At 70.0% G+C, this 20,328-nt stretch carries 21 protein-coding genes; 18 read left to right on the top strand and 3 right to left on the bottom strand.

Annotated elements, in window-relative coordinates; translation table 11 throughout:
* Window positions 1-14: 14 nt before the first annotated feature.
* Both FHU38_RS28180 and FHU38_RS13475 read right to left on the bottom strand, forming a co-directional pair.
* Window positions 15-98 (bottom strand): putative leader peptide, encoded by an 84-nt coding sequence (locus tag FHU38_RS28180; RefSeq protein WP_390623322.1) that lies wholly within the window; start codon window positions 96-98, stop codon window positions 15-17.
* A 121-nt stretch (window positions 99-219) separates the two neighbouring features.
* Window positions 220-828 carry a TetR/AcrR family transcriptional regulator gene (locus FHU38_RS13475; protein WP_167171012.1) on the bottom strand — a complete coding sequence of 203 codons (609 nt, stop codon included), beginning with the start codon at window positions 826-828 and terminating at the stop codon, window positions 220-222.
* Window positions 829-1,020: 192 nt separating this feature from the next.
* On the opposite strand from FHU38_RS13475, the gene FHU38_RS13470 reads away from it, so the two are divergent.
* Entirely contained in the window at window positions 1,021-1,284 is a 264-nt protein-coding gene (locus tag FHU38_RS13470) for a hypothetical protein (RefSeq protein ID WP_167171010.1), read from the top strand.
* A 22-nt stretch (window positions 1,285-1,306) separates the two neighbouring features.
* Here FHU38_RS13470 and FHU38_RS13465 read toward each other — a convergent pair whose 3' ends face one another.
* The gene (locus tag FHU38_RS13465) at window positions 1,307-2,095 is read right to left on the bottom strand and encodes a TetR/AcrR family transcriptional regulator (RefSeq protein WP_243852248.1); all 789 of its coding nucleotides are present in this window, start codon (window positions 2,093-2,095) and stop codon (window positions 1,307-1,309) included.
* A 60-nt stretch (window positions 2,096-2,155) separates the two neighbouring features.
* Here FHU38_RS13465 and FHU38_RS13460 point away from each other — a divergent pair, with 60 nt between their 5' ends.
* The 17 genes from FHU38_RS13460 to hpnH all read left to right on the top strand — a co-directional run bounded on the left by FHU38_RS13460 (window position 2,156) and on the right by hpnH (window position 20,308).
* A complete protein-coding gene (locus FHU38_RS13460) occupies window positions 2,156-3,097 on the top strand; it encodes an ATP-binding cassette domain-containing protein (protein ID WP_167171007.1) in 942 nt (313 codons plus the stop codon).
* Window positions 3,097-3,900 (top strand): ABC transporter permease, encoded by an 804-nt coding sequence (locus FHU38_RS13455; protein ID WP_167171004.1) that lies wholly within the window; start codon window positions 3,097-3,099, stop codon window positions 3,898-3,900. The genes FHU38_RS13460 and FHU38_RS13455 overlap by 1 nt, the downstream gene beginning before the upstream one ends.
* 98 nt (window positions 3,901-3,998) lie before the next feature.
* Window positions 3,999-4,682 carry a hypothetical protein gene (locus FHU38_RS13450; RefSeq protein ID WP_167176040.1) on the top strand — a complete coding sequence of 228 codons (684 nt, stop codon included), beginning with the start codon at window positions 3,999-4,001 and terminating at the stop codon, window positions 4,680-4,682.
* Between the two features lie 114 nt (window positions 4,683-4,796).
* A complete protein-coding gene (locus tag FHU38_RS13445) occupies window positions 4,797-5,297 on the top strand; it encodes a DinB family protein (RefSeq protein ID WP_167171001.1) in 501 nt (166 codons plus the stop codon).
* Window positions 5,298-5,606: 309 nt separating this feature from the next.
* Window positions 5,607-6,923 carry an MFS transporter gene (locus FHU38_RS13440; protein WP_167170998.1) on the top strand — a complete coding sequence of 439 codons (1,317 nt, stop codon included), beginning with the start codon at window positions 5,607-5,609 and terminating at the stop codon, window positions 6,921-6,923.
* Between the two features lie 100 nt (window positions 6,924-7,023).
* Window positions 7,024-7,821: a PPOX class F420-dependent oxidoreductase gene (locus FHU38_RS13435; protein WP_167170995.1), complete on the top strand. Its 798-nt coding sequence runs from the start codon at window positions 7,024-7,026 to the stop codon at window positions 7,819-7,821.
* A gap of 164 nt (window positions 7,822-7,985) precedes the next feature.
* On the top strand, window positions 7,986-8,897 hold the full coding sequence (locus FHU38_RS13430; RefSeq protein WP_167170992.1) for a universal stress protein: 912 nt from the start codon (window positions 7,986-7,988) through the stop codon (window positions 8,895-8,897).
* Window positions 8,898-8,900: 3 nt separating this feature from the next.
* Window positions 8,901-9,956 (top strand): NAD(P)-dependent alcohol dehydrogenase, encoded by a 1,056-nt coding sequence (locus tag FHU38_RS13425; RefSeq protein WP_167170989.1) that lies wholly within the window; start codon window positions 8,901-8,903, stop codon window positions 9,954-9,956.
* Window positions 9,957-10,064: 108 nt separating this feature from the next.
* Window positions 10,065-10,622 carry an Rv1733c family protein gene (locus tag FHU38_RS13420; RefSeq protein ID WP_167170986.1) on the top strand — a complete coding sequence of 186 codons (558 nt, stop codon included), beginning with the start codon at window positions 10,065-10,067 and terminating at the stop codon, window positions 10,620-10,622.
* A gap of 25 nt (window positions 10,623-10,647) precedes the next feature.
* Window positions 10,648-10,998 (top strand): sporulation protein, encoded by a 351-nt coding sequence (locus tag FHU38_RS13415; protein ID WP_167170984.1) that lies wholly within the window; start codon window positions 10,648-10,650, stop codon window positions 10,996-10,998.
* Between the two features lie 776 nt (window positions 10,999-11,774).
* Complete coding sequence (gene hpnC / locus FHU38_RS13410) at window positions 11,775-12,710, top strand: squalene synthase HpnC (RefSeq protein WP_167170981.1); 936 nt, start codon at window positions 11,775-11,777, stop codon at window positions 12,708-12,710.
* The gene (gene hpnD / locus FHU38_RS13405; RefSeq protein WP_167170978.1) at window positions 12,707-13,564 is read left to right on the top strand and encodes a presqualene diphosphate synthase HpnD; all 858 of its coding nucleotides are present in this window, start codon (window positions 12,707-12,709) and stop codon (window positions 13,562-13,564) included. The genes hpnC and hpnD overlap by 4 nt, the downstream gene beginning before the upstream one ends.
* On the top strand, window positions 13,561-14,895 hold the full coding sequence (gene hpnE / locus FHU38_RS13400; RefSeq protein ID WP_167170975.1) for a hydroxysqualene dehydroxylase HpnE: 1,335 nt from the start codon (window positions 13,561-13,563) through the stop codon (window positions 14,893-14,895). The genes hpnD and hpnE overlap by 4 nt, the downstream gene beginning before the upstream one ends.
* Window positions 14,892-15,899 (top strand): polyprenyl synthetase family protein, encoded by a 1,008-nt coding sequence (locus tag FHU38_RS13395; protein ID WP_167170972.1) that lies wholly within the window; start codon window positions 14,892-14,894, stop codon window positions 15,897-15,899. The genes hpnE and FHU38_RS13395 overlap by 4 nt, the downstream gene beginning before the upstream one ends.
* The gene (gene shc / locus FHU38_RS13390; protein ID WP_167170969.1) at window positions 15,896-17,806 is read left to right on the top strand and encodes a squalene--hopene cyclase; all 1,911 of its coding nucleotides are present in this window, start codon (window positions 15,896-15,898) and stop codon (window positions 17,804-17,806) included. Before FHU38_RS13395 ends, shc begins: the two co-directional genes overlap by 4 nt.
* Window positions 17,790-19,301 carry a 4-hydroxy-3-methylbut-2-enyl diphosphate reductase gene (locus tag FHU38_RS13385; RefSeq protein WP_167170966.1) on the top strand — a complete coding sequence of 504 codons (1,512 nt, stop codon included), beginning with the start codon at window positions 17,790-17,792 and terminating at the stop codon, window positions 19,299-19,301. The genes shc and FHU38_RS13385 overlap by 17 nt, the downstream gene beginning before the upstream one ends.
* Entirely contained in the window at window positions 19,298-20,308 is a 1,011-nt protein-coding gene (gene hpnH / locus FHU38_RS13380; protein WP_167170963.1) for an adenosyl-hopene transferase HpnH, read from the top strand. Before FHU38_RS13385 ends, hpnH begins: the two co-directional genes overlap by 4 nt.
* Window positions 20,309-20,328: the final 20 nt, after the last annotated feature.

Raw genomic sequence — 20,328 nt, 5'->3', positions numbered from 1 at the left:
GACGGAAAGTGGCGTCAGCCGAGGGGGCACAGTGCGGAGCTGACCCGGAGCAGGTCGATGTGGCGGCGCTGCACCAGCGCTGTCGTGGGACCGCTCATGATCGCCGATCCTCGCAGGACGGCGATCAGCGGTCCATCGCTCCCACATCGTGGGCCTTGACTTCCAAACCGACTTCCAAACCGACTTCCAGGCCGACTTCCGGGCCCACCCAAATGCCGGCTACGGCGCGCGATCGGTACGACCCTGGAAGGCGGTGGCCGCGACGTCGCGAAACGCCTCGGCCGGGCCCGCTCCAGCCACGAGATGGTCGATGTTGCCGCCGCGCCACAGTGTCGCGAAGCCGTGCGCGAGCGACCAGGCCGCGAGCACCGCGACGTCGGTGCCTGCACCCCTGCCGTCACCGCTGGCGTCGGCGGCGAGCGCGCCGACAGCCTGCCTGAGCAGATCCGCTGTGCGCCGTTTGGCGGCGACCAACTCGGCAGCGTCGCCGTGGTAGAGGTCAGGGCGGTACATCACCTCGAAATGAGCGGGATGATCGAGCGCGAACCGCACGTACCGGACACCGAGTTCCTTGAGTCCGGGCGCTTCGCCTGCGGGCGGCCCAGCCAGCGCCGCGGCGAGCAGTTCGTTGCCCTCCACCGCGATCGCGGTGAGCAGCCCGGCCTTGTCCTTGAAGTGGTGCGCTGGCGCCGCGTGGGATACCCCTGCCCGGCGTGCCAGGTCGCGCAGGCTCACCGCGCCGGGTCCTGCTGTGCTGATCACCTCGATCGCGGCGTCGAGTACGGCACGACGGAGGTCCCCGTGGTGGTAGCCGCGCTGTTGTGCCATACCCGGCATCCTACGGCGGATCTAGCCGTTGCCAAGTTCGCGGGTGCCCGCGTGCCGTTGGGTCCGCCTGCGCCGTCGGCGCGAGTGACGCGGCGACCTGGTTTCGCGGCGATCGGGTCGGGTAGGCGGTATACGGCCGGCGGGAGCGCCGCTGTCGCGAATGTCGCCACTGTCCAGAGAGGAACCCCGCACATGGAGGCCAACCTGCCGACGGTCGACAAGCAGGCCTATCTCGCCGTTCAGGCCCGCGAACTGCTCGGCGCCGCCCGCAGAAGGCAGTCGTGCCACGCGGTCCGGGTGGTCCGGCATGTCGTCGCCGAAGCCGGCTACGACGACGCGTTGCGGCTGGCGAACTGGTACCTGGGCATGGCAAGGAGGGAGACCAGCGATCCGGGGGTCCTCGCCATCGCCCGTGACTGCCTGCGCGAGGTGAAGGGCGCGGGCCCGATGCCGTGACCGCCGAGCCTGCCGTGTGGCCTCAGCGGGCGCGGCCGCCGACGTAGCTCTCGACACCGTCAAGGAAGCGCTTCAGCCCGAACTCCAGATCCAGCCCGATGCCGGAATCGGCGAGGCCGCTCGGCCGAAAGACCCGACCCTCGGTCAGCCTGGCCAGCGTGGGGAAGCGGTCCTCGGTGACGAACCGCCGTAGCGTGGCCTCGTACTCGGCCTCGGCCTCGGCGGTGCTGATGCCGAGCTGCTCGCGGTTGTCGGTCATGTCGGTGGCCAGGGCCGCGAACTGGCGCACCATACCCAGCAGCATCGTGGCCACCGGTACCAGTTCGGCGTCGGCCAGTCCTGAGCGGGCCAGCGGCGCGAGGACCGCCTCGAGCCATTGCAGCTGCCCTGGACCCATGGGCGGCGCGCTGATCCGCACCCGCAGCATCCACGGGTGCTCGGTGTACAGCTGCCACAACCCGTGAACCCAGGCCTCGACGTCGGCTCGCCAACAACCGCTGTCGGGGGCCGGTGGTGGCTCGCCTGCGCAGTGGTCGAGCATCACCTCGATGAGCTGGTCCTTGTCGGGAACGTAGCGGTAGAGCGACATCGTCGTGTAGCCGAGTTCCTTCGCTACCCGCTGCATGGAGACGGCATCGAGGCCGTCGGCGTCGGCGATCTCGATCGCGGTCGCCGCGATCCGCTCCAGGCTGAGCCTCGGTCGCGGTCCTCTGCTGCGGTCGCGCCCCTCGCCCCAGAGCAGTTCGACTCGGCTGCGCGCGTCCTTCGGGTTACCCGGCATCAACATCCCATCGCCTCGGTTGACGACCATCGTAAAACTGTGTATTACCTAATCATTAGTGTATGTGATACACAGTTTTGGAGGGGTGCGATGGAACGGACTCAGGCGATCGAGGTCACTGGGTTGCGAAAGCGATTCGGGGAGCTGGAAGTGCTCGACGGGGTGGATCTTCGAGTGCCGAGGGGTGCCGTGCTGGCATTGCTCGGACCCAACGGCGCGGGCAAGACGACAACGGTGCGCATTCTCAGCACGCTGCTGCGGCACGACGGCGGCACGGCGCTGGTCAACGGCTTCGACGTGGTCACGCAGGCCGACGCGGTGCGCGCGTCGATCGGGCTTGCCGGGCAGCAGACGGCGGTGGACCGGTACCTCACGGGCAGCGAGAACCTGGTGCTGATGGGCAGGCTGTTCCGACTCGGCGCTCGCGCGGCCCGGCGCAGGGCCACCGAGTTGCTGGAACTGTTCGACCTGGCAGGCGCGGCCGACCGGCAGGTGCGCACGTACTCGGGTGGAATGCGACGCAGGCTCGACCTCGCGGTCAGCCTGCTGGCCGCGCCGCCGGTGCTCTTCCTGGACGAACCGACGGCGGGGCTGGACCCACGCAGCCGCAACGCGGTATGGGACACCGCGCGGCGGCTGGTGGCCGAGGGCACCACCATCCTGCTCACCACCCAATACCTGGCGGAGGCCGACGAACTCGCCGACCGGGTCGCCGTCGTGGACGGCGGGCGCATCATCGCGAAGGGGACCCCCGCCGAGCTGAAACGACAGGTGGGGGCCGAGCGGCTGACGTTGACCATGACCGACGCGGTGGCGTTCGGCGTGGCACGTGAGGTGCTCGCAGCCGAGCGGCCCATGCTCGACGGGCGGGCGTTCACCCTGGACGTCGCCGTCGAATACGCCAAGGACGTAAGGCGTGTCCTCGACAAGGTCGCCGCGGCCGGTGTCGAGCCGAGCGAACTGACCCTGAAAAAGCCGACCCTCGACGACGTGTTCCTCACCCTGACGGGCCGCGAAGGGGGAGGCCAGTGATGTCGGTTCAGCAGCCGAGCGGGGCGCCGCGGCCGAGGTGGTCGTGGGCGTTGCGCGATGCGTGGGTGCTCTCAGGGCGCGGCCTCAGGCGGATCTCGCGCAGCCCCGAGGAACTGATGCTGATGCTGTTCCTGCCCACCACGTTGCTGCTCATGTTCCGCTACCTGTTCGGTGGCGCGATCGACACCGGCGACGTCACCTACGTCAACTACGTGGTGGCGGGCATCATCGTCGTGAGCATCGCGTTCAACGCGACAACGACCAGTGTCGCCGTGGCGAACGACATGCTGGAGGGCATCGTCGAGAGGTTCCGTTCGATGCCGATGGTCAGTGCGGTGGTGCTGGTCGGGCACGTGGCGGCTGCGATGCTGCGCAACCTGGTGTCGATCGTGGTGATGGTGGGCGTGGGACTGCTGGTGGGATTTCGTCCGGTCGCCGGTGCAGGGCAGTGGCTGATCGCGTTGGGCCTGCTGGCGTTGTTCGCACTGGCGGTCTCGTGGCTGGCCGTGGTGCTCGGTCTGCTGGCCAGGACGGTCGAGGGTGCCAGTGGCATGGCGATGCCGCTGGTGTTCGTTCCCTATGTCGGCAGCGCGTTCGTCCCGCCGAGCACGATGCCACCGGGGCTGCGGGCCTTCGCCGAAGACCAGCCCGTCAGCGTGGTCGTCGACGCCGTGCGAGCGCTGTTCATGGGAACGCCGCTGGGCAACACCGCGTGGCTGGCCGCGCTGTGGTGGGCCGGCATCCTGCTTGTCGTCGTCCCGCTGGCGGGCAGACTGTTTCGCCGCAGGTCGCTGCGAGGCTGACGAGCGGCGGCGGCAACGGCTGGTGCCCGTGCCGGTGTGGCGAGCCCGCGGCGGGGCGGGCGCATACTCCGGCCCGCATCGGGTACGCGTGGCCCATGGTGCGTGAGTTCGGCGAAGACGGCATCCGGGGGGCGGGGCCGCCGGTGGTCTGGCGTGGCCCCGAACGTGCCCCCGTGGTGCTGGTGCTCGACCCGGCAGGAGAGGCCAAACACAACGAACTCCCCGCGACCTGGCGGCCACTGGCGCAGCACCTGCGGGTCGGGTGGTGCCGACTTCCCGCCGAGGTCGGCGACGAGCCTTCGGTGGAGGAGATCCTCGGTGGCCTGTCCGGCCGGGTGCATCTGGTGGCATCGGGCACCGCCGCCGAACCCGCGCTGCGACTCGCGCTGAAGTTTCCCGTCGTGCGCACCGTGGTCGCGGTGGACCCGGCGCCCGCGGACCCCGGCACCGCACACGTCGACGACTACGGCACCACGGCCGACTGGTGGGACCGGGCCACCGAGGAGGCGCGCTCGGCGCTGCGTGCCCGTGACGTCCGGGTCGGTGCCTTCCTGAGCAGGGAGAGCGACCCCGCCGTGCGGGTCGAGCCACCGGTCCCGCTCGGACATCCCGACGTGGTGGGTCGCGTGGTGCAGACGCTGCTGTCCTTCCAGGGCGACCGTGCCCATCCCGACCCGGTCGAACCGGAGCGCGGCGAGGTGGTCGAGGCCTGGCACGCCGTGCAGCAGCGGTTCGGTCCCGCGCTGCAACGGGCCCGCGAATCAGGAGGAAGCGGCGCCTGATTCGCGACTTCGTGGCTCGCGCGATTGCGGACGAAAACCGTCCTGAATTCTCCATACGGTTGTGGTCAGGGCTCATCGAGGAATGGCCGATGCGACACGACGAGGGGAAAGATCATGACCGTTGCGATGACCGGCGAGCGAGCCGACCTGCTGGAGTCGTTGGCGACGCAGCACTACTTCCTGCGCCAGACGGTGCGCGGACTTACCGACGAGCAGGCCGAGTGCCGGACCACAGCCAGCGAGTTGTGTCTCGGTGGCCTCATCAAGCACGTGAGCACGGTGGAACGGCGGTGGATGAATTTCGTGCTCGGTGACCGGGACGCCGTGTCTGGCTCGTCGCAGGGTTGGCAGGAGCAGTTCCGGATGCTGCCGGGGGAGACCCTGCGGGGCCTGCTCGCCGAACTCGACGAGGCGCAGCGGCGCACCGCCGAGATCGTGACCGAACTGCCGGACCTGGATGTCGCGCGGCCGCTGCCCGAGGCGCCGTGGTTCGAGCCCGGTGCCCGTTGGTCGGCACGCCGGGTGCTGCTGCACCTCATCGGCGAGATCGCGCAGCACGCCGGGCACGCCGACATCCTGCGCGAGTCGCTGGACGGCGCCAAGACCATGGGTTGACGGCGGGTTGACGGCCCACTGTCTCGGTTCACTGAGGCCGGAAACACACCGGGAGCACAGCAATCAGGCTGGTGGGCGGGGGTGGCGATCGTGCGATTATGAACCGGTGCCCTCGCGCGGGCGAAGGTGCGCGCCCGGCGTTTTGGGAGTGTCGCCGCCAGGTGATGGGTCCTTGAGCTTCCGCCTCGGTGGCCGACGACCCACGGCCTGCCGCCGCGGGGCAGGCGGACGGTGGGCGATGGTCGGCGACGGTGGCGACGGTGGCGATGGTGGGCGATGGTGGGCACAGCCCGGAAAGGGGTCGACACGGTGAGCGAGGTCGGAACACGGCTGCCCACACCCGACAGCGAGGAGCCGGACCAGGAACCGGACACCGCCTCCGTTCAGCGACGGACCGTGGCGGTGTTGTCGGTGGCGCAGGTGCTCGGCGGGCTCGGGGTCGGTATCGGCGTGGCCGTCGGCGGCCTCATCGCGGCCGACGTCGCGGGCACGGAGGGCGTGGCGGGGCTGGCGCAGACCTTCGGTGTGCTGGGCGCGGCGGTCGCGGCGGTTCCGCTCGCCGCGCTCACCCGGTTGCGGGGCAGGCGCGCCGGGCTGGTCAGCGGCATGCTGCTGGGCGCGCTCGGCGCCGCGGTGGTGGTCGCGGCCTCCTCGATCGGTTCGCTGCCGCTGTTGCTCGGCGGTCTGCTGCTGTTCGGTTCGGCCACCGCGGCGGGGCTGCAGGCCCGATACGGCGCCACCGACCTGGCGCGGCCGGGGCACACGGCGCGTGCGCTGTCCATCGTGGTGTGGGCGACGACGGTCGGCTCGGTACTGGGACCCAACCTCGCCGACCCGGCGGGCAAGGTGGGTGCTTCGCTGGGGCTGCCGCCACTGACCGGCCCGTTCCTGGTGACCTTCGCGGCGTTCACCTGCTCCGCCGCTGTGTTGTTCCTGCTGTTGCGACCGGACCCGTTGCGGCTCGCGGGACTGCGACAGGTCGACACCGCAACCGGGACGCGGCAGGCGGGCGCGGGCTTCACGGCCTCGCTGCGCGCGATCGCCGGTAGGCCAAAGGCGCTGGTGGGGTTGCTGGCCATCGCCTCCTCCCACGCCGCGATGGTGTCGGTGATGGTGATGACCCCGGTACACATGCATCACGTCGATGTGTCGCTGAGCGTCATCGGCATGGTCATCAGCGTGCACATCCTCGGCATGTACGGCCTTTCGCCGCTCACCGGTTACCTGGCCGACCGGTTCGGCCGGGTGCCCGTGATCGTCGCGGGGGCCGTGGTGATGGCCACCGCCGCGATCGTGAGCGGCGCGGCACGGGCCGATGACGCCGTGCTGCTGGGCATCGGCCTGTTCCTGCTCGGCCTCGGCTGGTCGTTCGGGTTGGTCGCGGGGTCGGCGTTGCTCTCCGAGTCCGTGCCTGCCGAGACCAGGACCGGTGCTCAGGGCGCATCAGACCTGGTCATGAACGGCGCCGCCGCCGTGGGCGGGTCGCTGGCTGGCGTCGTGGTCGCCGTGGCCTCCTACGGCTGGCTGGCCGCGGCCGCCGCCGTACTGATGATCGTCATGGCGGTGTTGGCCCCGGTGCGCGCGGCTCGCAGCGGGCCAGGGGCCGACCTGAGCCGACCTGGCTGAACCTGTTCCTGCCTGTTTCTGGCCTGGGCGCGGTCACGCATCGCCCGCCTGTCTCGTCCCCGCTGTGACAGCACAGTCAGCGACGAGGAGAGGAAGAGCCATGATTCAGCGGGAAGCGGGGCCGGGACGGTTGGTGGTGGCGGTGACCACCGTGCTGGGAGTGGCGGTGATCATCGCGGGGCTGTGGGCGATGGTCGCGCCAAGCTCCTTCGCCGACCTGGCCGGTTTCGCAGGCCAGGGGCACTTCGTCGCCGACACCGGGGCGTTCCAGCTCGGGCTCGGCGTAGGGTTGCTGCTCGCGCCCGCCTGGGCGGACTCGCTGGCGACCGTACTGGCAGGTTTCCTTGTCGCCACCACCGCGCACGCCGTCAACCACATCGTCGACCTCGACGAGGGCGCAGCGGCATGGCAGGCGTGGCTGCTCGGCGGCACCTGCGTGGCCGTCGCGGCCGCGCTGTACCTGCGGCTGCGTGAGATCGGCTACGTGGTCGGCAGGGTGAGCACCGCCGCGACCGGTGAACTCGCCCGCCTCCTGCGGCAGAAGACCGTCGTGCTCACCACCTACCGCCGCGACGGGACGCCTGGCCGCACGCCGGTGAGTATCGCGGTGGAGGGCGAGCACGCCTACCTGCGCAGTTTCGAGAAGGCGCTCAAGACCAGACGGCTCGCGCGTGACCCGAAGGCCGAGGTAGCGCCCAGCGACGGGCTGGGCAGGACCATCGCGGGCCCAGCCGTGGCGGGCCGGGTGCGCAGGCTCGACGGTGCGCGGGCACGGCACGCCGCGAGTGTGCTTCGCCGCAAGTACCCGCTGCTGCACGGGTTGCTCGTGCCCGCGGCGCACCGGGTCCTTCGCGCGCGAACCGGTCGTACCGTCCACTTCGAATTCACCCCCCGCTGATCCGCGGACTCGCCCGGCGCGAGCAGGCGGGCCGGAGCGGCCCCACCGCACTACCGGGGACGCGAGGCCCGAAGTCCCGCGCCGGTGGGGACCAACGGCCGCATCGCGAAGGCGCGCGCACTCCTAGCGTGAAACCGGCGAAAAGCGAATCACTGGGAGATGACATGACTGTTGAAGGCTCCGCCACCGGCGCGGTGGTCGTCGGTGTGGACGGATCGGAATCGGCCACCTACGCCGTGCGGTGGGCCGCGGAACTCGCGGGGCAGCGGCGGTTGCCGCTGCGCATCACCTATGGCTACGGCCTCATCGGCCGCTACTACGGCGGTGATTTCACCATCCCCGCCAACATCCTGGAGTCGGTGGGTGACGACGCCAAGCGTGTCGTCGCCGAGGCCGCCGAACAGGCAAAGGCCGTGGCGCCCGGGGTGTCGGTAGACGTGCAGGTGATCGACGAGCCCCCGGTCCCGCTGCTGACCGAGCTGTCCAAGGACGCCGCGATGGTCGTGCTCGGCTCGTCGGGCCTCGGCGGCTTCACGGGCATGCTCGCGGGCTCCACCGCCGTCGGGGTCGCCATGCACGCGCGTTCGCCCGTCGTGGTGGTGCGCCCGCGCGACGGTGAGGTCGCACCACCCACCGAAGGACCCGTCGTGGTGGGTGTCGACGGCAGCCCGCTCAGCGAGCGGGCGATCGCCTACGCGTTCGAGGAAGCGGCGATGCGTGGCGCGCCGTTGGTGGCGGTGCACGCCTGGCTCGACGTCGAGTACGAGAGCGCGTTCAACAGGGCCCGCGTCTACTTCGAGGGCGGCCCCGCCGAGCAGGACGAGGAGCGGCTGCTCGCTGAGCGGCTTGCGGGCTGGCAGGAGAAGTATCCCGACGTGCCCGTCGAGCGGGTCGTCGCAAGGGACAAGCCGAGGCACCAGCTGCTGGACCGTTCGGCGACGGCGCGGCTCGTCGTGGTCGGCAGCAGGGGCCGCGGTGGCTTCGCCGGGCTGCTGCTCGGTTCGACCAGCCAGGCATTGGTACACCACGCACAATGCCCGGTGATGATCGTTCGACCCTCCGGCGAAGAGGGGTGACCCATGCGTGCGCTTCGGTTGCTGGAGTGGAAGTCCGATCCGGTGCTCACCGAGGTTCCGGAGCCGCACGCCGGCCGTGGTGAGGTGGTGGTCCGTGTCGGTGGTGCGGGGGTGTGTCACTCGGACCTCCACCTCGCTCACGATTTCGAGCCCGGTCAGTTGCCGTGGGGACCGCCGTTCACGCTCGGCCACGAGAACGCGGGTTGGGTGCACGAGGTGGGGGAGGGGGTTACCGGGCTGGCGGTGGGCCAACCGGTGGCCGTCTACGGCCCGTGGGGCTGCGGTGCCTGCCCGCGCTGCCTGGCAGGCATCGAAACCTACTGTGAGAATCCCGCCGCCGCGCCGGTTCCCGGGGGCGGCGGGGGGCTCGGGCTCGACGGCGGGATGGCGGAGCTGCTACTGGTACCCGCCGCCAGGCACGTGTTGCCGTTGCCGGAAGGGTTGGACCCGGTTACCGCGGCGCCGCTGACCGACGCCGGCCTTACGCCGTACCACGCGGTGCGTCGCTCGTGGCCCAGGCTCACGCCGGACGCGACCGCGATGGTGATCGGTATCGGCGGGTTGGGGCACATGGCGGTGCAGATCCTGCGCGCGACGACGGCGGCGCGGATCGTGGCCGTCGACATCCGCGCGGAGTCGCTGACCCTGGCAAGGCAACTCGGGGCGGACCTGGCACTGGCCCCCGATGAGGACGCGGCGTCGGCGGTCCGGGAGTTCACGAAGGGGCGAGGGGTCGACGTCGTCATCGACTGCGTCGGCAACGACTCCACGCTCGCGCTGGGTGCCGCGGTCGGCCGGTCGCTGGGCGACCTCACGATCGTGGGACTCGGTGGTGGCACCCTGCCGGTTTCGTTCTTCTCGCTGCCCTACGAGATGTCGGTGCAGTCGGTGTACTGGGGCAGCAGGCCGGAACTGATCGAGGTGCTCGAACTGGGCGCGAGGGGGCTGTTGCACACGCAGCTGACGCGGTTCTCGCTCGACGAGGCGCCGACGGCCTACCGGAAGCTGGCGCAGGGTGAGCTCGAGGGGCGCGCCGTGGTGACGCCTTCGCTCGGCTGAGAACCACAGTGGACTGACTACCTCGGCGCACATCGAAGGGAGGCAGACATGAAGCCGGATCCCGCGACGCCGCGGTCAGACACTTGGCTGCTGAGATTGTGGAGGCGGGTGCATCTTGGCAGCAACCCGCTTGCTCGCACGAGCGACCGGCTGGAGCGCCTCGTGCTCGTGATGGCGCTCGCGGTGCCGCTGCTGGCGACACCGTTCGTGGCAGCGCTGGGCTCGGAAACCTACACCCGCGAGGTGCGGGTGGCGCAGGAACAGCAGAGTTCACGCGAGCAGACCACCGCGGTGCTGCTCGCCGAGCCGCCGTCGGCGCGGGCGACCGCGCACCCGGCGAGTGCCCAGCAGCCCGTGCCGGTCAGGGCACGATGGTCGGTGCCGGACGGTGGCAGCAGGACGGGAACCGTCATGGCGGACCCGGCCAAGGAGAAGGGCAGCCAGGTTCACGTCTGGGTGGACGACTCGGGTGCCGTGGTGCCACCACCGACGACGACAACCGCCGCCGGCTGGAACGCCGCGGCGCTGGCGGCGACGGTATGGCTGCTGGTGGCGGTGGCGAGCGCGTTGTTCTTCCTGTCGGTGCGCAGGATTCTCGACCGCTCACGGTACCAGCGCTGGCAGCGCGAGTGGGAACAGTTGGAGCGCGAACGACACCAGTCGTGAGCGGTTTTCGGCGAAAGGAGGGGACATGGCTGTCGGTGAGTTGTTCACGGTGGTCAAGGACGCGGTCTCGGTGAAAAGGGTGTACTCCGAGCCGATCGAGCGTGACGGTGTCGTGGTGGTGACGGCCGCCAGCGTGGGAGGCGGAGGCGGAGCCGGTCACAGTGACGACCAGAAGGGCCAGCAGGGTGAGGGTGGCGGCTTCGGCCTCGGCGGCGCACCGACCGGGGCCTACGTACTCAAGGACGGCAACGTCCGTTGGGTGCCCGCCGTCGATGTCAACCGGATGCTGATGCTGGTGGCCGCCGTAGCCATGACGTTGTTGTTCACGCGGGCGCGCATCGCCAGAGCGCGGGCCAAGGCACACTCGGCGAGCTGACCTTCCGGCACCCCCAACAGTCGGCGGTCGATGTGGACACACACTGCCGAGTTCGGTGATAGGTCCATTGTGGATTGCCTGGGGTGTGGGCGTGAGAAGTCGCTGTTCGGGGGTCGGTGATTATACCCCGAAACCGGTTGATGGCGCAGCGTCAACAAGGTGCGGTGTCAACAACGGGAATATTCGGCCGGCGGCGCGACAAAACGGTGAACGGGATTAACGCTTTTGGCCGACGCCGAAAAGTGTTGCGCCAGGCCGCCGAGGAAATATGATCTCTCCTGGTGGACGCGGCAGGCAGAACCAGGGGCCCGGGGGGCGCGAAAGTCTCGGCTGTTTCGGTTGTGACAGCTGCCGGTGCGGTGGGCGGCCGAGGTCGGCGGTACAGCTGGCGGCAAGGCTGTCGGCAAGGCTGTCGGCACGGTTGGCACAGCCATGACATGTCCCGGCAGCGTGCGGGAAACGATTCCCCGGCGCTGCCGGGACATGCCTTTTCGGAGTTGCCCGGGGTCGTGGAACTGCACGACAATGAGGATTCCCAGATGCCGACGGTCGGTGCGCCGGCCGAACGGGACGAGGCGGATCGCATGTACACGTTCGGCAAGCAGCACCCGGCGAACGGCACTACGCTTCGGCGGGAAGCCTGGCTCGTGCGAGCGTGCCTAAGAGTCCGCCACCGACGACACCCGTCACACGAACGCCATGGCGCGATACGGCCGGCTGGCTCCGGGCGTTACGCAGGCGTTCCACAACCCGTGCCCGTTGCGTTGGAGGCGTGATTGACACCATCGGCAAAGCCGACGAGCGAGGGGCTGACCGCCCTCGCTGCTCAAGACACCCTGCCATCACTCGAACGGGTGTATGCGCAGGCGCGGCACGAGAATTTTCCAGTCGCCTCGCGGGTGTTGCCGTCCCGGCACAGGCGGCATCTGCTGGCACTGTACGCCTTCGCCCGGATGGTGGACGACATCGGTGACGACGGGCCGACCGGATCGGCTCCCGACTCGGAAACACCGCCGACACCGGCTTCGCAGCGGTTGCGGCGCCTCGACGAGGTCTCGCAGAACCTGGACGGGGTGTTCTCCTCGACCCCGCCCGCCGAGCCGGTCTACCGCGATCTCGCGATGACCGTGCGCGAGTGCGGACTCTCGCGTGAACCGTTCGAGCGGTTGGTCGAAGCCAATCGGCGGGATCAGGTGGTGCACCGCTGTCGAACCTTCGACGACCTGCTGCGGTACTGCACCCTGTCCGCGGAACCTGTCGGCAGGCTGGTGCTCGGGGTGTTCGGTGTCGACACGGCACACCGCCGCGTGCTCTCCGACCGGATCTGTTCGGCGTTGCAGGTGCTCGAACACTGTCAGGACGTGGCGGAGGACGCGCGTGCGGGCCGGATCTACCTCCCCACCGAGGACATGGAGCGTTTCGGCGTCACGGAGCACGACCTGCTGGCACGCCGGGCGGACACCCCCGTGCGAGCGCTCGTCGGTTTCCAGACCCAGCGTGCGGTGCGGTTGCTAGACGAGGGCGCGCCGCTGGTCGACTCGCTGTCCGGCAGCGCGCGGCTCGCGGTCGCTGGCTACGTCGCGGGCGGTCGCGCCACAGCGCACGCGCTCGCCTCCGCGGGCTTCGACGTGCTCACAGCCACTCCCCGCCCCACCCGCGCGCGAACTCTGCTCGAGTTCGGCCGCCTGCTGGCAGCCGGCGGTGCGCGGTGAGAGCGGAGCAGGCGTACGACGAATGCGAACGGATCACCAGGCAGCAGGCGCGCAACTTCTCCTACGGGATACGACTGCTTCCCGCGCCCAAGCGCAGGGCACTGAGCGCGGTGTACGCGTTCGCTCGGCGGATCGACGACATCGGCGACGGCGACCTCACCCGCGAGGTGAAGCTCGAGCGGCTGGAGAACGCTCGTAAGGAACTGCACGCGCTCGACCAGCACGGTGGCGACCCGGTACTGCTCGCGCTCGGCGACGCGGCGCAGCGGTTCGGGCTGCCGCTGGGCGCCTTCGACGAACTGATCGACGGCTGCAGGGCCGACGTACTCGGTGCCAGCTATGAGACCTTCGCCGACCTGCACCACTACTGCCGCTGCGTGGCCGGCTCGATCGGCAGGCTTTCACTCGCCGTGTTCGGAGCCGCCGACTGGACCCGCGACGAGCGTGTCGCCGATGACCTCGGGGTCGCGTTGCAGCTCACGAACATCCTGCGCGACGTACTCGAGGACACCATGTCCGGCCGCGTCTACCTGCCAGCAGAGGACCTGCGCCGGTTCGGCTGCACGTTGCGGCTGGACGGTTCCGGCCGGTTCCGCGACGGCGAGGACGAACTGGTGGCGCTGCTGCAGTTCCAGGCCGCACGCGCCGAGGTGTGGTACACGCGAGGGCTGCGGCTGCTGCCCTCGCTGGACCGCAGGAGCAGAGCGTGCTGCGCCGCGATGGCCGGTATCTACCACCGCCTGCTGCACCGGATGGCGCTGCGGCCCCGGCTCGTGCTGCGAGGCCGGACGTCGTTGCCCGACTGGGAGAAGGCGCTCGTCGCCGCCCGTGCGCTCGCCGGGGGCGTCCCGTGAGCCCGCACGTGGTGGTGGTGGGTGGCGGGCTGGCCGGGCTTACCGCCGCGTGCGACCTCGCCGACGCCGGGTTGCGTGTCACGCTGCTGGAGTCGAGGGCGCGGCTCGGCGGTGCCACGTTCTCGTTCCGGCGCGACGGCGTTGCCGTTGACAACGGCCAGCACGTGGTACTGCGCTGCTGCACCGAGTATCGGTCGCTGCTACGCAGGCTCGGCACCGCGGACGGGATCGCGATGCAGGACCGGTTCCGGATGCCGATCCTCACCCGTGACGGCGGTACCACCGAACTGGCTCGCACCGCCGCGCCCGCGCCGTTGCACCTGGCAACGGGAATCGCGCGCTATGCCGCGCTTTCGGTCGCCGACCGGTTTCGCGTGCTGCGTGCCGCGGTGGCGCTGCGTGGTCTCGACCCCACCGACCCGGCCCTGGACGAGCAGACCTTCGGCGACTGGCTGGCAAGGCACGGCCAGAACGACGCCACCCTCGGCGCACTGTGGAACCTCATCGCGGTGGCGGCACTCAACTGCGATGCCGCCGAGGCGTCGCTGGCGCTGGCGGCGATGGTGTTCCGTACCGCGTTGCTCGACCGCGCCGATGCCGCCGACATCGGCGTTCCCCGGCTGCCGTTGGAGGATCTGCACGTCCGCCCGGCCGAGAAGTACCTGCTCGACAGGGACGCGCAGGTGCGCACCCGAAGCGCGGTACGCGCCGTCGAGTGCGACCACGGCCGGTTCCGGCTGCGGCTGGACTCCGAGGAGCTGGCGGCCGACGCCGTCGTGGTGGCGGTGCCGCCGGACGCCGCCGCGAGGGTGTGCCCGCCCCGTGCGGGGCTGTCGGCGCGACAGGCCTCCGGGCTGGGAGCGGCACCCATCGTCAACGTGCACGTGGTCTACGAACGGCCCGTCACCGAGTTGCCGTTCGCCGCCACTGTCGCATCGCCCGTCCAGTGGATCTTCGACCGGACCGAGGTGGCGGGCGTCGCGTCCGGGCAGTACCTGACGATCTCGCTGTCGGCCGCGCACACCTGGCTGGACACACCGATGCCGAAGCTGCGGGAGGTGTTCCTTGCCGAACTCGCCCGGCTGCTGCCCGCCGCGGCGACGACGCCACACACGAAGTTCTTCGTCACCCGCGAGCGGCGGGCGACCTTCCGGCAGGGCCCCGGTTCCGGTCGCCTCAGGCCGCCGGCCGCGACCGGTATCCGCGGCCTGGCGCTCGCGGGCTCCTGGACCGCGACCGGATGGCCCGACACCATGGAGGGAGCCGTGCGAAGCGGACATCGCGCCGCCGACCTGGTCACCGCGCAACTGGCTGGGGGTGCGCAGTCATGACAGCTACCCTGCCCACGGAAGTCACAGCCACCCACGCGATCGTGCAACCGGCACTGCGCGACGCGGTGGCCGGTCTGGAACCGGCGATGCGCAAGGTCGTCAGCTACCACCTGGGCTGGACCGACGAGAACGGCGAGTCCGCCGACGGCGGCGGAGGCAAGGCGCTGCGGCCCGCGCTGGCGCTGCTGGCCGCACAGGCCGTGCGCTCCGCGCCGGAGGCCGCGCTACCGGGCGCGGTCGCGGTCGAACTGGTGCACAACTTCTCGCTGCTGCACGACGACGTGATGGACGGCGATCTCGAACGCAGGCACCGTCCCACCGTGTGGCGGTTGTTCGGCACCCCGGCCGCGATCCTGGCCGGGGACGCGCTGCTGACGCTCGCGGTCGACACGCTGGAACGGGCAGCCGACCCGGTTGCCACCCGCTGCCTCACCGCGGCGGTACAGCGGCTGATCAACGGCCAGAGCGCCGATGTGGGCTTCGAGCACCGCGTCGAGGTCGGCCTCGCCGAATGCCTCGAGATGGCCGACGGCAAGACCGCGTCACTGATGCGTTGTTCCGCCGAACTCGGTGCCCTGCTCGGTAAGGCGGACCCGGTGCAGACCGAGCTGCTCGCCGAGTTCGGCCGTTGCCTGGGGATGGCGTTCCAGCTCGTCGACGACCTGCTCGGAATCTGGGGAAGTCAGGAGATCACCGGCAAGCCGGTGCTGGCGGACCTGCGGGTGCGCAAGAAGTCCGTTCCCGTTGTCGCGGCGCTGACTTCGGGCACGGGCGAGGGCGATGCGCTGCGCGAGTTCTACCGGCAATCGCATCCACCGACAGAGGAGGAGCTTCGCACGATGGCTGATCTCATCGAGCGTTCCGGGGCGCTCGCCTGGACAAGGGAGCGGGCACAGGACTATGTCGTCGAGGCGCGATCCTGCCTCGACCGGATCGCCGCGCCGTCTCCGATCCACGCCGCCTTGAGCGATCTCACCCGGTTCATCGTGGAGCGTGACCGATGAGTGAGGTCCACACCGAAGCCGCGCTGGACGGCGGGGTGCTCGAGACGGTGGAACGGGCGAGGTCGTACCTCCTTTCGCTGCAGCACGAGGAGGGCTGGTGGAAAGGTGAGCTCGAGACGAACGTGACCATGGACGCCGAGGATCTGCTGCTGCGGCGATTCATCGGCGTCGATGACGAGCGGATTACCGCCGAGTCCGCGCGCTGGATCCGCTCCTGCCAGCGCGACGACGGAACCTGGGCCAACTTCTACGGCGGCCCCGCCGACCTGTCCACCACGGTGGAGGCGTACACGGCGCTGCGACTCGCGGGAGACCCGGCCGACGCGGCCCACCTGCGCAGCGCGCGGGAGTACATCCTGGACAGCGGAGGGCTGGAGGCCACGCGGGTGTTCACCAGGATCTGGCTCGCGCTGTTCGGCGAGTGGTCCTGGAACGACCTGCCGGTGCTGCCGCCGGAGCTGATGCTGCTGCCGGACTGGTTCCCGCTCAACATCTACGACTGGGCGTGCTGGGCGCGCCAGACGGTGGTGCCGCTGACGATTGTGGGTTCGGCCAGGCCGAGTCGCGAACTCGGGGTGAGCGTGAGTGAGCTGCGCACGGGCAGGCGAACCCGCCAGCCGGACTCGTGGCTGAGCTGGGCAGGTGCCTTCCACGGTCTCGACGCCGTGCTGCACCGGTTGGAGAAGTTCCCGGTGAAGCCGCTGCGCGGTATCGCGCTGGCCAGGGCCGAGCGGTGGATCCTCGACCGGCAGGAGGCCGACGGCGGCTGGGGAGGAATCCAGCCACCGTGGGTGTACTCGATCCTGGCCCTGCACCTGCGCGGGTACCCCGTGGAGCACCCGGCGATCCGCAAGGCGCTCGACGGCCTGGAGGGCTTCACGATCAGGGAACACACCGACGAAGGATGGGTGAGGCGGTTGGAGGCCTGCCAGTCGCCGGTGTGGGACACCGCGCTGGCCCTGACCGCACTGCTGGACTCCGGACTGCCCGCCGACGACCCTGCACTGTTGCGCGCCGCCGACTGGGTCATCCGGGAGGAGATCCGCACCGACGGCGACTGGCGGGTACGCAGGCCGCGACTGGAACCATCCGGCTGGGCGTTCGAGTTCGCCAACGACAACTATCCCGACACCGACGACACGGCCGAGGTCGTGCTCGCCATGAACAGGGTCGACCACCCCGAACCGCGACGGCTCGCGACCGTGCTCGAGCGCGCCACCGTGTGGGTGACCGGGATGCAGTCGGCGGACGGCGGCTGGGGCGCGTTCGACGCCGACAACACCCAGACGCTGTGCGAAAAGCTGCCGTTCTGCGATTTCGGCGCGGTGATCGACCCACCTTCGGCTGACGTCACCGCCCATGTCGTTGAGATGCTCGCGGCCAGGGGACTGGCCGACTCCGAGCAGGCCAGGCGCGGCGTGCGCTGGCTGCTGGACAACCAGGAAGCCGACGGGTCCTGGTTCGGCCGGTGGGGTGCCAACTACGTGTACGGCACCGGTGCGGTGGTACCCGCCTTAGTGGCGTGCGGTCTGCCCCCGACGCACAAGGCGGTCCGCGCCGCGATCGGCTGGCTCGTGGCGCACCAGAACGCCGACGGCGGCTGGGGCGAGGACCTGCGCTCCTACGTCGACAAGTCATGGATCGGGAAGGGAACGTCCACGGCGTCGCAGACGGCCTGGGCGCTGCTCGCCATGCTCGCCGCCGGGGAGCGCGGGCAGGCGGTGCGGCGTGGTGTCGACTGGCTGGCACGTACCCAGCGAGCCGACGGAGGTTGGGACGAACCGCAGTTCACCGGCGTCGGGTTCCCCGGCGACTTCTACATCAACTACCACCTGTACCGGCTCGTCTTCCCGCTGACCGCGCTCGGCCGATACGTGGAGGTGACCAGGCATGAGCACACCGGATGACGACATGGTGGTGGTGTCGCCGCTGATGCTCGAGGCCAGCAGCGTCCGGCGCGGCCTCGGCGGCGGCTGCGTGGTGCGGGCGGGGCCGCACGCCCGGCGGTCCGGCCGGGTCGAAGCCGCGCTGCGCGGACACCCGCAGGCTCCGGTGGCCGTCGCGGGTGTCGCCGGGGCACTGGTCAACGACCTACGACCGGGCGATGTCGTGGTGGCCGACGAGGTCAGGTCCGCCCAGGGAACCCACCACTGCCGCTCGGCGCCGCTGCTCGCCTCGGCACTGCGCAAGCAGGGGCTGCGGGTGCGAATCGGTCCGATCGTCGAGACCGACCACGTGGTGTGGCAGCCGGAAGGCGCCCGGCTCGCCGCTGACGGTGCGATAGCCGTGGACATGGAGTCCGCGCGGCTGCTGGACCTGATCGGCTCGCGACCCGCCGCGGTGGTTCGGTCGGTTGTGGACACGCCGAGTCGGTCGCTGCTGCACCCGGCCACGGTCCCCGGTGGGATCGCCGCACTGTCCTCGCTGCGCGCGATGGGCCCCGCGCTGCACAGGTGGGCGGCGGCCACCGGCGACCGCAAGGTGTTGTTGGCCGGTCCGCGCTCGTTCTGCGCCGGGGTGGAGCGCGCCGTGGAGATCGTCGAGCGGCTGCTGCGGCGGCACGAACCACCCATCTACGTCCGCAAGCAGATCGTGCACAACTCCCGTGTGGTCGGTGAGCTCGAGCAACGAGGTGCGGTGTTCGTCGACGAACTCGACGAGGTGCCGGAGAACGCGACGGTGGTGTTCTCCGCGCACGGCGTCTCACCTGCCGTGCGCGAGGCCGCCAAGCAGCGCAACCTGGAGGTCGTCGACGCCACCTGCCCGTTGGTGTCCAAGGTGCACGGTGAGGCCAGGCGGTTCGCCCGCGACGGCGACACCGTGTTCCTCATCGGCCACGCCGGGCACGAGGAGGTGGAGGGGACGCTCGGTGAGGCACCGGATCGAACCGTGCTCGTGCAAAGCGCGGACGAGGTCGCAGACCTCGAGGTGGAGGACCCGGAGCGGGTGTCCTACCTGATGCAGACCACCCTCGCGCTCGACGAGGCGGAGGGGGTCGCACAGGCGCTGCGGGAGCGGTTCCCCTCGCTGCGCGGTCCCGGCTCCGAAGACATCTGCTACGCCACCACGAACCGGCAGGACGCGGTACGCGTGGTGGCAAGGGAGTCCGATGTGGTGCTCGTTGCCGGCTCGGCAAACTCCTCGAACTCGCGGCGGCTGGTGGAGGTCGCGCAACGAGAAGGGGCCCAGGCGCACCTCGTCGACAACGTGCACGAGATCGACATCGACTGGCTGGCAGGCGCGAGAACGGTTGGGCTTTCCGCGGGCGCCTCCGCGCCGACGGTTCTCGTGGACGAGATCGTCGACGCGCTTTCCGGTCTCGGGGCCGTGGATGTCTCCGAGCGGACCACCGCCACCGAAACCGTGAACTTCAGCCTTCCCAAGGAGGTGCGGCACCGATGAACATGCCGTTGCACCAAAGTCTGCGTATCGCGCGCTACCTGTTGGTGCAGAAGCTGAAGAGACGTGAGAAGTTCCCGCTCATCGTGGAGTTGGAGCCGCTGTTCGCCTGCAACCTCAGCTGCCCTGGCTGCGGCAAGATCCAGCATCCCGCGAACGTACTCAAGCAGCGAATGCCCGTGGAACAGGCGGTCGGTGCGATCGAGGAGTGCGGCGCCCCGATGGTGTCGATCGCGGGCGGCGAGCCGCTGATGCATCCCGAGATCGACAAGATGGTCAACGAGTTGGTGAAGCGAAAGAAGTACGTCTTCCTGTGCACCAACGCCGCACTGCTGCGGCGCAAGATCGACAAGCTGGATCTGAAGCCCTCCAAGTACTTCGCGTTCGCCGTCCATGTGGACGGGCTGCGCGAGCGGCACGACGCCGCGGTGGACAAGGAAGGCGTTTTCGACGAGGTCGTGGCGGCCGTGCGGGAGTTGAAGCGGCGAGGTTTCCGGGTGACGACCAACACGACCGTGTTCAACACCGACACCCCGCAAACCGTCATCGAACTGCTCGACTACCTCAACGACGATCTCCGGGTCGACGAGATGATGATCTCGCCGGCCTACGCCTACGAGAAGGCGCCCGACCAGGAACACTTTCTCGGGGTGCAGGAGACCCGGGAACTGTTCCGCAAGTCGTTCGCCAACGGCAACCGCAAGCGCTGGCGGCTCAACCACTCGCCGCTGTTCCTGGACTTCCTCGAAGGCAAGGTGGACTTCGAGTGCACGGCGTGGGGCATCCCGTCGTACTCGCTGTTCGGATGGCAGAAGCCCTGCTACCTGATGAGCGACGGCTACACCAAGACCTACCGGGAGCTGGTCGAGACCACCGAATGGGAGAAGTACGGCCGAGGCCGTGACCCGCGCTGCGCCAACTGCATGGCGCACTGCGGGTACGAGCCGACGGCGGTGCTGGCGACCTTGGGCTCGCTGAAGGAGTCCGTGCGCGCCGCCCGCGGTCTCTGACGCGCACGGGCACCGGAACG

This window comes from Saccharomonospora amisosensis (assembly GCF_011761185.1).
GTDB lineage: Bacteria > Actinomycetota > Actinomycetes > Mycobacteriales > Pseudonocardiaceae > Saccharomonospora_A > Saccharomonospora_A amisosensis.
Note: the sequence above shows the minus strand (reverse complement) of the source record. Positions and strands in the feature narration are given on the sequence as shown.